We start from the raw sequence: 13,137 nt of genomic DNA, 5'->3' as shown, positions 1-13,137 counted from the left end.
GATGGTAGAATAACTTTTGTTATTCGTCCTTTGGGCCTGTAGCTCAGTTGGTTAGAGCGCCTGCATGGCATGCATGAGGTCAGGGGTTCGAGCCCCCTCAGGTCCACCACGTAAAACTCTAGTTTTACAGTGTGGCGTTTTTCGCCAAAGGCGAAATTACGCTACAGTTTTATTTTTAATATCGACAAGATTTAACGTGGCACAGCCACCTAAACCCCCGCAGTATGCGGGGGTTTTTAATTGGGTGTCGCCCGTAAGAACTATTGAGTTGGGTTTTCGACTGCTGGCAAGGTGTCAGGGTTTTGCTCTGCTGGATTAGTCAAAGGCTCTTGGTTAGGGGTGGGAACCGCCCCTTTAGCCTCTATCTGCCCAACACTAGGTTTGTTATTTTCTGCTTCTGCCTGCGCTTGGGCATTCTTTTGGGCTTCCACAACTATCGCAGTCACTTGGGCTAAGTCTTCTGTAACAACTTTAGCATCTTCTGACCCCTCGGGAATTAAGCGCAATACTATCTCCAGTTCTGTTTTGGCATCGGCAAAATATTTTAGCTCTTTATAGGCTTGCGCCAAATTATAGTGAGCGTTGGCATAGTCATTCTTAAGGTTGGTTGCCGAGGCAAACAGGCTTGCGGCGTTGGCATAATCTTTGCTGGCAAAATAAATCCCTCCTAAATCCACTCGCAATCTTGGGCTATTTGGATCAAGGGTTATCGCGCTATTATAAGCATTGGCTGCCCACGAAAGAGCATCTTGAGCAACTTGGTCTAAACTTCTATAAATTGCGCCCCGAACCTCCCAGTTGTCGGGGTTTAGTGGGGCAACCACCTCGGTGACAACTCTGGCTTCTCTGATAGCTTGAGAAATTAGAGTTTGCACATCCGATTTATCGGCATCAGTAAGATTTTCTTTTTGAGCCACGGCGTTTGCCAGTGCAAGACTAGCTTGAGCATAGCTTCGGCGGTAGGAGTCGTTATAGGGGTTAAGAATTACCGCCTGTCTTTGCAGGTTGTAAGTATTGCGCCCACCTAAAGCCAGATCGTTGATACTTTGTCTAAATAACATATCTGCTACATAACCCCTTCCTAAAAAGTACGCCGAGACTCCGGCAATCAAAATAAAGACAAATAGCGTTGTTATAGCAGCCTCCGAAGAGCTTTTAATTATTTCTTTAGTCGCATTACTAAACGAGGCTAAAACTGCAAGTAAACCAAAGAGCACAATTGCCAGGGAAATGTTGCTGGGTCTTGCCAAAAGCATCACCAAAAGAGCTACCGTTGCGGCTTTTACCCCAAGGGTGAGAGAAGCCTCTTTGGAATCTTCCCCTAAATTAGACAAGCTTACTTTGGTTTTGTCTAAAATGAATCCTTTAATAACAAAGGTCAAAAGAAGAATCCAGGCTAAAAGACCTACGACACCGGAGGTGGCAAGAATATTAATGTACTCGCTTCCGGCCTTGTTAAATCTAGTATTCCACAAGTTAGTGTAGTTTATGGACAAGGGTTTAAATCTGGAATATGCCGAGTAAAAGTTTCCTAAGCCCGCTCCGAAAAATGGGTTTTCGGCGATAATCATAGATGCTACTGACCAAGATTCTCTAATTGGGGCGTTGATTTCGCGGGGGAGTGGGGTGGCAATATTCAAGGAGCTCCTAATTTGGGGAACATTGATAACCGAAGCAAAAATTATGCAAGAGACTACAGCCGATGCTAAGTAGGGAAAAGACTCGGAAAGCAATTTTCCTTTGGAAAAGAGTAGGACAATGCTTGCTCCTACAATTATTCCCGCAATTCCAGCCACTGTTGGGTAAGCTATAACCGGTATTAAAAGCAAAGAAAGTACCAGCGAAAACAATCCCTTATTGCTTTGACTTTTGGATTCAATTAAAAAGAACAGCGCCAGAATTGCCGAAAGGGTAGACAGTGCAACAACTCCACTTAGGCTTCCTACGGTGTTAAACAAGTAAGAGCTCCAAGCGACTCCAAAAACATTTACTCCAACCAGCCCAAGCAAAAAGATTATGGTGGCAAGGGAAGAACCAAAAACAAGAAGCTTTAGTCCTAAAACCAGATCTTTTTGCGATACGGTAGAAGTTGTTGTGTAGTAAAAGAGAATTAGAGCAATAAGTGTCACAAGAGACGAATCTAGCCCTCCTTGGATTCCAGTAAGAGCGTAAAATCTGTTTTGAGCAAAGATAGTGGCGCAGATTCCAGATAGAAGTAGTACCGCAAAAGGTAGGTCAAGAATTGACCGCTTAATAAAAAATGATTTGTGAGCCACCATTTTTATTCCCCACGAGACCAAACCAATAAGTGTTAGCGCATAAAAAAGATAGGTTTTATTAAAACTAAAAAACTCAACCGTTGTGGGTAAAAAGAACAGTGGAAGCATTGCCATTAACCCAAAGAAGGAGAAGTTGTTAACAGTTTCCGAAACTCGTGAGAGTTTTTGTTGCAAGGGAGGGAGCGTTTCTGCTTTTTGCATAGTTTTTAGATGAACTTCTACTAATCTATCCATTAGATACCATCAGCAAAAGGGTGTCAAGGGGTAATTCCCGTTACGGGAAATTGCTTTAATCAGCTATATAGTAGTTGAATTTAGCGGATTTAAGGATATTGGAGGAAAAACTTAATTCAAAACCAACACTTGGAACAATTGCCGAAACAAAGTAACCTGATGCTGGAGAGTAGGGAGTTGTAAAGGTTACAAAAACCACGGAATTTTGGTTGACTCTTTTGTCAAAAACAAAAACCTTCTCGCTGTTTTCGGGGGCTAAATACGATCCAGTTTTTGCCGAGTCAATTTTAGCGTTCTGTCCTAGCGACTTAATTCCGGTATTTAGTGAATACAAAGACCCAACGGAAAATAGAATTCCAAAAATAAATCCTATGGCGTATTTTGCAAGGCGGGTTCTGGTTTCGGGATCAAATAAAAAAGTCAGCTGTTCGCCCTCTAAAATTCGTTTAATTCTGTCGTTTTCAATTCCTTGCCCCTTGAGTGTTTCTATTCTAATGAGCTTTTTTAAAGCGCTTTCGGGGTAGTGACCAGCGCTTTTTACTCGTACCATGTTGGGAAAAATTCCAATTTTTGTGTAATAGCGAAGTCTGTTATAAGGGTCTCCTTTCCCAAAATCGACACCGGCTTTTTTGGCTTCCAAAACAATTTTGTTAAGTGAAATATATTTGGGAGTGCTTTTTTTATGTAAGTTAATTTTCATGTCTTAAAGCGGGGGAGTGGGGAAATACTATCACCTCTCCCAGCGGTTGACAATAGTTTAGGTTTAACCTAAATTAAAGCCATGAATAACGCCTCGTACGATTTTGCGGAAATGGAAAAAAAGTGGAGTTCCGTGTGGGACAAGACAGACTTATATAAGTGTAATATTGAGCATGCCAAAAAACCTTTCTATAACCTTTGGATGTTCCCGTACCCTTCGGGCGCTCGGATGCATGTGGGGCACGCTTATGCTTCAACCGGAAGTGACATCATTGGGCGCTACAAAAGAATGCAGGGGTTCGAAGTGTTTCAGCCCATGGGCTTTGATGCCTTTGGTATTCATGGCGAAAATTACGCTCTAAAAGTGGGAAGACACCCTCAAGAGCTTATGGAGGAGTTATGCGACCGTTTTCGTGACGAACAGTTTAAAGCCATAGGTCATGGTTATGATTGGAGTTGCGAAGTTAGAACCTACCAACCAGAATATTACAAATGGACGCAGTGGATATTTTTACAGCTTTACAAAGCTGGTCTTGCCGAAAGGAAAGAGGCCAAAGTTAACTGGTGCAGTTCCTGCAAGACAGTGCTAGCCGATGAGCAGGTGGTGGGGGGAGAGTGCGAAAGGTGCCACTCCATCGTGCAACAAAAGGTTTTGATGCAGTGGTTCTTTAAAATTACTCAATATGCCGACCGATTATTGGGTAATCTAGATAAGATCAACTGGAGCAAAAAAGTTATTGAGGCACAGAGGAATTGGATAGGGAAGAGTGAAGGATCCAGAGTAAAGTTTAAGCTTCAGCGTCCAGAAATGGGGTACTACCCCGTAGGGGTAGTACCCCCTAGAATCGAAATAGAAGTTTTTACAACCCGACCCGATACTCTTTTTGGAGCGACATATTTGGTGCTTGCTCCAGAACATCCGCTGGTTGAATCAATTACAACTGAGGATCAACGAGGACAAGTAAAAGAATATGTCAAACAGGCGACTGCAAAGACAGAAATAGAAAGAACCAATTTAACTAAAGAAAAAACAGGGGTTTTTACTGGGGCGTACGCCGTCAACCCAATCAATGAGGAACAGATACCAGTTTGGATTGCCTATTATGTGTTAGCAGGCTACGGAACGGGAGCTATTATGGCAGTTCCCGCCCACGACGAAAGAGATTTCGAATTTGCTAAAAAGTATAAACTACCTGTTATAGAAGTTGTGTCAAAAAAGGAGGGATTATCCCTAATTACTCCCTATGAAGGGGAGGGAACTCTCATCAACTCCGGAGAATTTACGGGGCTTAATTCTCAAGAAGGAGCAAAGGCAATTGTCAAAAAACTGGCGCGGGAAAACTGCGGGGAATTTGCGGTAAATTACAAATTACGCGATTGGCTTATCTCCCGCCAACGCTATTGGAGCGCCCCCATTCCTATCATCTATTGTGATAAATGTGGTACTGTTCCGGTTCCCGAAAACGATTTGCCAGTTGAGCTTCCCTATGTAGAGGATTGGAAACCCAAAGGCGATGGGCGAGGTCCGTTGGCTAATGTGTCGGAATTTGTTAACACCACTTGTCCTATTTGTCATAGTAAAGCGACAAGAGAGACTGATACCTCGGATAACTTTTTGGATAGCGGTTGGTATTTTTATAGGTACCCCTATTCAAAGAGAGAAGATGTGGCTTTTGATTCTAAATCAGAATCTTTTAAAAAATGGTTTCCTGTCCACTTGTACATTGGTGGAGCAGAGCACTCGGTTTTGCATTTAATGTACACGCGATTTTTAACCATGGCGTTGCATGATATGGGGTATATGACATTTGATGAGCCATTCAAAAAGTTTTTTGCTCATGGGTTAATTACTAAGAGCGGGTCAAAAATGAGCAAAAGTGTAGGTAATATTGTAAACCCCGATGAATACATTGCTAAAATTGGCGCCGATGCCTTTAGAATCTATTTAATGTTTTTGGGTCCTTACTCTCAAGGGGGAGATTTTAACGATAGCGGGATAAGCGGTGTCACCAGGTTCTTGCAGAGGTTTTGGCAGCTTGTAAACCGCGATGCTAAATCAAAAGCGTCTAAGATTGATGCAAAAAAGAAGCTGGCTAAAACTATTGCGAGTATCTCGCAAGATATCGAGGATTTAAAGTTTAACACCTGTATCTCGGCTCTAATGGATTTAGTCAATGTTTGGGAAAAGGGAAGTTTGTCAAGCGCAGATGTCTCAAGCGCAGTTAAAATGCTGGCTCCTTTTGCGCCATTTATGGCGGAGGATTTGTGGCAGACTTATTTTGCCGATAAAAAGAATTCTTTTGTTTCGGTGCATAAAGAGGTCTGGCCTGTAGCTGACCCCAAATTGCTCCAAGAGGAGTCAATTGTAATTCCAATTACTGTAAACGGCAAGTTGCGTGGTCAAATTACCGTGGATGCACTCAAAGTAGGGAACCAGGAGTTCGTTTTAAACATTGTCAAAAATTCTCCTGCAATAAAAAAGATGCTTGAGGATAAAACCATCAGAAAAGAAATATATATTGAGGGAAAAATTGTTAATTTTGTAGTTTAATGTAGCCATATGGATTTAGGTCTTAGTCTGCTTTATAGCCCTAAAATTAAAGCTCTTGTAACGGGAGCTTTTTTGTTGGGTGGGGTGATATTTAGTCTTTTGACATACTTTATGATAGTTTCTGGCCGATCACAGCCCTTAGAAATTACATATACCTGCGGAAGCGCCTTAGGTGCAGAATCAGGTGTACCCGTCAATAACATATCTATCCCATCTTCCGAATCACCCCTATCGTCCGAATCGAGTGGTTTGGTAAACATCAACACCGCTTCCGAGGCGCAGTTGGATACTCTACCCGGAATTGGGCCTTCCATCGCCAAGGGAATTATTGAATACAGGGAAACAAATGGGGCATTTACATCTATAGAAGAGATAATGAGAGTAACAAATATAGGCAGGGCAAAATTTGATGGGATGAAAGATTTAATTACGACAAAGTGATACGATTTACCACAATTTTACAAATTATACTTTTTGGCACACTGTTGTTTATTCGGTATCAAACTAGCAGTGTCATCTTTAAGGATGGGCAAGATGTCACAATACAGGGAATGGTTTTGGACAGCAAAACCTCCTTTAGTGAAAAAACAACCTTTAGCATAAAGGGATACAGTATATCATGTTATAGGTGTAGCGTAATCCCTAAAACAGGCGAAACAGCGCGTGTAGAAGGTAAGATTACTTTAGTAAATAGTCGTTATGATATTTCTGCTTATAACATAACAATAAGTGATAATGTAACTCCTGTGGGAAAAGTTTTGCATACAGCTAGTACCTTGCGGAACAACCTGTCAAACGCGACACTTAAAAAAATTGTGCAACCCCACGCTGGGCTTTTGCTTGGTCTAACCTTAGGGGAAAAGGGGTACATAGGCAGGGATTTTTATAATATATTGGTTCAAACGGGTACAATCCATGTCGCAGTAGTTTCGGGGTACAATGTGGGTGTCTTAATTGGATTCTTGTTTCCCTATGTAATACTTCTCAAGAAGAATTTAGCCAGATTTTTTGTGATCCTTGTTTCTTTGATCATATTTGTCGTATTAGTGGGATTTAGTCCGCCAGTATTACGAGCCTCCAGTTTTTTTATTGTTGTATTTTGGGGCAAGCTTTTTGGGCGCCAAATTAATGGGCTAAGACTTGCTATCTTGTGTGCGTTTGTCATGTTGTTTATTAATCCTAATTATATTACAGACCCTAGCTTTACCATGTCCTTTGGCGCTTTTTTAGGAATAATGCTCTTGGAAAAACCGTTGTCGCAATATGTAAAATTTACATTTTATGGTTTAGAGGAGTCACTCTCTACTACACTAGCTGCCCAAATTATGGTATTTCCCTTGGTCTCTTATTACTTTGGTAATGTGTCTTTAATCTCAATTTTTACTAACTTTTTATGTCTTTGGGTAGTACCGTACGCCACAATTTCAGGGATTGCCTTTTTGTTTTTGGTTAAAATTCCAATTATTTCTAACATTGTAGCTTTTGGAGTTTATGCCTTGTTAAACTATTTTGTCGTAACTACTACGCTATTGTCTTATTTTAAGCTAGGTTTTGTGCAATATCGGTTTTCGTTGGGAGTGTTAGCTGTATACTACGCAATGCTGTTGTTGATTTTGTACCTAAACAGCAAGAGGAGAAATAAGCTAGATAGGGTAGTATAGGGGAGATATGATTAGGGAGAATACCAATACAAAAACAAATACAAGCACACACGCCAACTACTTTTTTCTTTCGGCCTTAATATCATTCGGCTTAATATTTTCCTATTTGCAATTTAAACCCCACAAAAATCTCGTTCTTAGGTTTTACGACGTGGGTCAAGGAGATTCCAGTTTAGTTAAAATTCTACCGAATTTATCAGTAATTATTGATGGCGGTCCAGACAGCACGGTTTTAAATAAGTTGGGATGGGACTTAGGACCACTAAACAGGTCTCTTGCAATTGGCATTTTGACCCACGAGCATGCGGATCATGCCACGGGGCTAAAAGAGGTACTGCGGTATTACAAAACTACTTTCCTGCTATCTTCGGTAGATTTATCACAAAATGACACATATTTAGCGGGCAGTGAGAGGGTTGCTTTTGCTGGAGATACCATGGTACTTCCTTCTTGGGGTAAGAATGTTTTAATTAAAATACTTTGGCCTCCCAAAGAAGTTAAGAGTAAAAACTGCGGTCAATATTGCTTTGTGGATCCTGGGGATTTAAATGATACTTCATTGGTATTTTTGTTAGAATATGGTAACTTTAAGGTGTTGTATTTAGGTGATGTAACAAGCACGGTGTTGGGGGTGTTGCCCCAAACAGGACCTGTTGATGTGGTCAAAGTTCCCCACCAAGGCTCGGCAGGCTCTTTTTTGCCCGAGTTTTACAATAAGATAAGACCTAAATATGCGGTTATACCGGTTGGAAAAAATAATTACGGTCATCCAAGTTTAGAGCTAGTCGCTTTTTTAGAGTCCCTTGGCACTAAAGTGCTAACTACAAAAGACTGCGGTGATATAAATTTTGAAGTGACAATGGGTGGGGAGATAAAAGTAACTACAAAAAAGGGAGATATTAGATAGGCAAGCGTGCTGAAATGCAATTAGCAGAAAATGGTTACGAGTGCTAGCTTCGGCACCCCATTACTGCTATAGGATACTGTGTTTTTTGTCACAGGAGAAAGTTGAGATGTTTGGTCTATATTCTATAGGATGGTATTACCATTTTATGACTGGATAACAAGAAATAAAGAACACATTTTTTACAAAATAGTTGTTTAAGATTTTATTTACTATGAGGGGTTAATGTATGCAGGAAAATATAAGAAAAATTCTAAAGGATAAAACGCAAGCTGCGGTCTTTAAAGTAGACAACGAGCAATTTGGCGATTATGCGACAAATATTGCCCTAATTTTGGCAAAAAAGCTCTCCCAAGATCCTATGAAGGTTGCGCAACAAATAATTACAGATTTAAACCCCGCAATTGCTAATTTTGCTTTAGTAACAGCAGTTAAGCCGGGGTTTATCAATTTTTCCCTTTTAGATGCAGAAATCGTAAAAGTCATAGAGGATATAAATAGTAGTAAAGGTACATACGGGGAAAATAGCTTTGGTAAAGGTAAAAGAGTGAATGTGGAGTTCGTCAGCGCGAATCCCACAGGGCCTTTGCATATAGGAAACGCTCGGGGCGGGCCAATTGGGGATGTTTTGGCTAGCGTTCTTGCAAAATCGGGATATCAAGTTACTCGGGAATACTATCACAACAATCTAGGTGTGCAGGTGGCTAGGCTTGGGGAATCAATTTTATATTATATTAAAAAGGCAAAAGGAGAAGAGGCTGTTTTGCCCGAGGGTGGTTACAAGGGTAGTTATATCAAAGATCTGGCGGATCAAATGGGGTCTGACCCCAATGCAAAACGCCTTTCGGATTTAGGGGGTCAGACCCCTATGAATCTTGGAAAAGTTGCTGTGGAATACTATTTAAAAGATATTTTAGAAGTATGTCAAAAAATTGGAATAAAGTTTGACAAAATCTCCAAGGAGAGTCAAATTAAGACAGACCTCACAGTTGAGGTTTTAACAGAAAAGAACCTTTTAAAGCAAAAAGATGGAGCCTTGTGGTTTGCTCCTCACGATGATTTGTTGGCAGATAGGGAGTGTGTAGTTGTAAAAAGTGACGGAGCAAAGACCTATTTTGCCAATGACATCGCCTATCACTTGCAAAAACTTGATGAGGGAAACGATCTTCTGATTGATGTTTGGGGGGCAAATCATTTTGGGCATATTCCTAGGATGCAAGCCGCGATGAATGCTTTGGGTCATAAAGACAAGTTGCAGGTTGTTTTGTACCAATGGGTAACATTAATCCGACATGGTCAAGAGGTTAGTATGCACAAGAGAACGGGAAATTTTGTGACAGCGCAAGAAGTCTTAAACGAGGTTGGGGCAGACGCCTTAAGGTGGTTCTTTTTGGACAAAGACGCCCAAAGTCATATTAAATTTGATTTGGATCTAGCTAAAAAGCAATCAAAAGAAAATCCAGTTTATTATGTTCAGTACGCGCACGCTAGAATGTGTTCGGTGCTTGGGAAAGCTGAAGGAGAAGGGGAACATAGGGGTCGAACCCCTATGAAAGCATCCGATCCCCCGCCCGCCTCGCTACGCGAAGCGTTGCGGGCAGGTGTATTGGGGTTCGACCCCATTGAAAGAAGCCTAGTAAGAGAGCTAATATACTTTCCAGACTTAGTCGAAGACATCGCTCAAACCTACAAAGTTCACGAGCTAACGGGTTATGCTTTGCGTTTAGCGGACAGATTCCACAAGTTTTATGAGACTTGTACAATTCTTGGCAGTCCTCAAGAGGAACAACGCTTGGAAATTGTAAAAGCTTCGAGGCAAGTATTAAAAAATACTCTGGATTTGCTTGGAATTACTGCCCCAGAAAAGATGTGATTATGCTAAAACTTCGTCGTTTTTTTATTGTCTTTGTCTTAGGTATAATGTTTACAGCCGTTATTATGGCTGTGACATCAAAGCCAACCACGACCGTTATTACCACCGAAAATCCCCAATTAGCAAACAAGATACCAGTATTGACAATAGCTTTGGTTGCAGATACACATAATTATAATGATAACTTGCAGATGGCACTTGAGATTGCTAAAGAAAATAAGGTAGATTTTGTCATACATCTGGGAGATATGAGCAATGTGGGAACTTTGGAGGAACTGACAAATGCCAAAAAAGGATTGGATGAGTCGGGATTAGAGTATTTTGTTTTGCCGGGAGATCACGAATACTATGTCAGCGAGTGGAACGGGAGTCCCAGTATAAACAATTTTGCCAATGTTTTTGGGGAGATCCTAGATGGGCTCGTTTTAACTTGGAACAGCATAAATTTGAAATTCGAAATTATTTCGCTTTGCGAAACATCCTCTGAATGTGGAAATTTGAAATCAATTACTGGCTTCGCCAGCTTCGTGAACGAAGTTAATTTTAAATTTAAAAATGAAGATAAATACCTTTTTTTACACGAGCCGTTGTATCCGTTGGGGAAAGATTCTCAACTATTAGAACGAGTCAGAAAATCCAATGTCAAAGCGGTGTTTGCCGGGGACGCGCATTTTTCTTCAGAAACTCCCGATTCTGTTCGCTCCTCGCTTAAACATATAGTCATTGGTGCTTTAACGGAAGAAAGAAACTTGCAAACTCCCAGATTTTCGTTATTGAGATTGTATGCCAATGGGGAATATAGTGTCGAAGAGATTATATTAGATAATAATTAAGGGATTTTAAGGGAAATTAGGGGAGTTTAACAAAACACTATGCAAAAAGAACAAACATTTATTTCCATTAAAAATGAGGCGATTCAAAAGGGTCTAATTGGCGAGATAATTCATCGTTTGGAACGGGTTGGACTAAAACTTGTGGCAATTAAGATGGTTGTTCCCGACAAAGATGCCATAGCAAAGCAATATCCCGATAAAGAGTGGTGGTATAAGCAAGTGGGGGAAAAGACTAAAGATTCAAGACAAAAACGAGGGGTAGAAGACAATCGTGACATTATAGAAATTGGCAAATGGGTTCGAGGAATGTTATTAGAGGATTTAGTGGGTAAACCACAAGTGGCTATGGTTTGGGAAGGAGCTCACGCGGTAGAAATCACACTAAATTTATCGGGAAAAAGCTCTTTTAAGAACCCAATGTAAGTGCTTTTGCCTCCCATTTTTGGAGTCAAAAAAAATATTAAAAGCTTGTTAGTCTCAAGAAAACACTTTAGTTGCAAATAATCACCAGAAAAATTTTCTTGAATGTATTTTGTGTCTTCTTGTATCTGGGTCATTAAGAGAATACTACCATACTTGTAATGTGTCTCAAGAGAGGATTTTTAAGTTTACAACAAGATGTCAAGAATATTACATAATAATTATTTCGCCGAAGGCGATTTGGTTCTTTACTTTCTATGATTATAGAAATACAATACATTATGTATGAAGAAAATAGAAACAATCTGGCACTACATTTTACAAACCGCCTTGTCCTAGGGGGTGTTTCGCTTTACACAACAAGAAATCGCGCGGAATTTTGGATTTTCCTTATCCACAGTAAATTTTGCTTTAAAAACCCCAACTGCAATAGGGGCAATAAGAAAAGAGACAAAGTTTTTTGTTTTGCAAGACTTTAAAAAACTTCTTTACTATTGGGCAAGTTTTAGAAATCTAGAGAGAGATCTAATTTACAGAACGCATTTTCCCGAATCGATACATCAAATAGAAGGTTTGGTGCCACCAGACGCGGTATATGCGGGGTATAGCGCGTTTGCAAAGATTACTAATGAGGAAGCACCCTCCGATTATTCCAAAGTATATTTTTATCTAGATGGAAATGAATTGTCTCGGGTCATAGATCGCTTTCCAAAGAACGCCAAGAAAGAACCCAATGTTTTTGTGCTAAAAATTCCGGAATATCTAAAGGGTCAAAAGGTAACTGATATTACACAAACATTTGTAGATATTTGGAACATGGGTGATTGGTACGCCAAAGAATTTATAGGGAGTTTAGAGGAAAAAATGTATGGAGTATTATCATAGTTTGATAACAGAAAAAAGTTTTAAGGAGCTCTACCGGCTTTCTAAAATATCAAGTTTTGTTTTAATTGGATTTAATAGCACTTATTTCGCCAGAAACAAACTCGTTTATTAATTCTAAAAAATGCGATCTAAAAAAGATTTGACGGGGTGTAGCGCCACGCCCGCCACGCAAGCCGAGCTTGCGAAGGCGTTGCGGGCAGGGCATCGGTAGCATATGTATTATACTTATGTTTTAAAAAGCAAAATTGATAATAAATATTACATTGGGTATACAGAAGACCTAAAAAATAGATTTAAACAGCACAACAAAGGTTTGGTAGAATCGACTAAACCGCGCATACCTTTAGAACTCGTCTATTATGAAGCCTGTTTGGATAAATACAAAGCATTAAAAAGAGAGCAGTATTTTAAGACAGGTTTTGGGAGACGATTTTTAAAGGAGAGATTGTAGCGGGGTGTAGCGCAGATGGTAGCGCGCGCGGTTCGGGACCGCGAGGTCGTGGGTTCAAGTCCCGCCATCCCGACCAATTCAGACATTTTGAAAATTGAGGAACATTTGATTGCTCGCTCGCCCCGCCTTCGGCGGGTCTCGCTTCGCAAAAAGCCCTGTATTTCGGAATTAAATCGTAAGGTCGGACAAATTCAAATTCAGTTTTTCGGGAAAGCAAACGGCGGTTCGTTCCAATTTTTTCCGTCAATGATTTTATTTCATAAAAATCATTGGACAAAGCAAGTTTTTCGGCGTGGTGAGTGGTTTTTATCCACTCCCGCAAAGGTTCAATCCAATTGTTTCCCTTT

At 40.4% G+C, this 13,137-nt stretch carries 12 protein-coding genes and 2 tRNA genes; 11 read left to right on the top strand and 3 right to left on the bottom strand.

Translation table 11 applies throughout. The annotated features are described in order from the left end of the window. The first annotated feature begins 32 nt into the window (after positions 1-32). A tRNA-Ala gene (locus tag KKF75_02135) sits at positions 33-109 on the top strand. Positions 110-260: 151 nt separating this feature from the next. Here the strand turns inward: KKF75_02135 and KKF75_02130 are convergent. After that, complete coding sequence (locus KKF75_02130) at positions 261-2,513, bottom strand: tetratricopeptide repeat protein (protein ID MBU4380993.1); 2,253 nt, start codon at positions 2,511-2,513, stop codon at positions 261-263. Positions 2,514-2,568: 55 nt separating this feature from the next. Beyond that, a complete protein-coding gene (locus KKF75_02125) occupies positions 2,569-3,213 on the bottom strand; it encodes a MerR family transcriptional regulator (GenBank protein ID MBU4380992.1) in 645 nt (214 codons plus the stop codon). Positions 3,214-3,294: 81 nt separating this feature from the next. Between KKF75_02125 and leuS the strand changes: the two genes are divergently transcribed. The 8 genes from leuS to KKF75_02085 all read left to right on the top strand — a co-directional run bounded on the left by leuS (position 3,295) and on the right by KKF75_02085 (position 12,339). Continuing rightward, on the top strand, positions 3,295-5,763 hold the full coding sequence (gene leuS, locus KKF75_02120; GenBank protein ID MBU4380991.1) for a leucine--tRNA ligase: 2,469 nt from the start codon (positions 3,295-3,297) through the stop codon (positions 5,761-5,763). Between the two features lie 9 nt (positions 5,764-5,772). After that, positions 5,773-6,204: a helix-hairpin-helix domain-containing protein gene (locus KKF75_02115; protein MBU4380990.1), complete on the top strand. Its 432-nt coding sequence runs from the start codon at positions 5,773-5,775 to the stop codon at positions 6,202-6,204. Continuing rightward, on the top strand, positions 6,201-7,424 hold the full coding sequence (locus KKF75_02110) for a ComEC/Rec2 family competence protein (GenBank protein ID MBU4380989.1): 1,224 nt from the start codon (positions 6,201-6,203) through the stop codon (positions 7,422-7,424). Before KKF75_02115 ends, KKF75_02110 begins: the two co-directional genes overlap by 4 nt. 7 nt (positions 7,425-7,431) lie before the next feature. Beyond that, entirely contained in the window at positions 7,432-8,331 is a 900-nt protein-coding gene (locus tag KKF75_02105; protein ID MBU4380988.1) for a hypothetical protein, read from the top strand. Positions 8,332-8,557: 226 nt separating this feature from the next. Continuing rightward, positions 8,558-10,201, top strand: coding sequence for an arginine--tRNA ligase (locus KKF75_02100; GenBank protein MBU4380987.1), 1,644 nt, complete (start codon positions 8,558-8,560; stop codon positions 10,199-10,201). Positions 10,202-10,203: 2 nt separating this feature from the next. After that, a complete protein-coding gene (locus tag KKF75_02095; protein MBU4380986.1) occupies positions 10,204-11,034 on the top strand; it encodes a metallophosphoesterase in 831 nt (276 codons plus the stop codon). A 39-nt stretch (positions 11,035-11,073) separates the two neighbouring features. Then, positions 11,074-11,457: a hypothetical protein gene (locus KKF75_02090; protein MBU4380985.1), complete on the top strand. Its 384-nt coding sequence runs from the start codon at positions 11,074-11,076 to the stop codon at positions 11,455-11,457. Positions 11,458-11,796: 339 nt separating this feature from the next. Then, on the top strand, positions 11,797-12,339 hold the full coding sequence (locus KKF75_02085; GenBank protein MBU4380984.1) for a hypothetical protein: 543 nt from the start codon (positions 11,797-11,799) through the stop codon (positions 12,337-12,339). A gap of 61 nt (positions 12,340-12,400) precedes the next feature. On the opposite strand, the gene KKF75_02080 is transcribed toward KKF75_02085, so the two are convergent. Next, positions 12,401-12,553, bottom strand: a complete 153-nt coding sequence (locus KKF75_02080; protein ID MBU4380983.1) for a hypothetical protein — start codon at positions 12,551-12,553, stop codon at positions 12,401-12,403. On the opposite strand from KKF75_02080, the gene KKF75_02075 reads away from it, so the two are divergent. Both KKF75_02075 and KKF75_02070 read left to right on the top strand, forming a co-directional pair. Beyond that, positions 12,554-12,790 carry a GIY-YIG nuclease family protein gene (locus KKF75_02075; GenBank protein ID MBU4380982.1) on the top strand — a complete coding sequence of 79 codons (237 nt, stop codon included), beginning with the start codon at positions 12,554-12,556 and terminating at the stop codon, positions 12,788-12,790. It abuts the gene before it with no gap. Further along, a tRNA-Pro gene (locus KKF75_02070) sits at positions 12,791-12,866 on the top strand. The last annotated feature ends 271 nt before the right edge of the window (positions 12,867-13,137 follow it).

The sequence above is a fragment of the Patescibacteria group bacterium genome (genome assembly GCA_018896215.1).
GTDB lineage: Bacteria > Patescibacteriota > WWE3 > 0-14-0-20-40-13 > 0-14-0-20-40-13 > JAHINB01.
The sequence above is the reverse complement of the archived record's forward strand: the minus strand, read 5'-3'. Positions and strand labels throughout refer to the sequence as shown.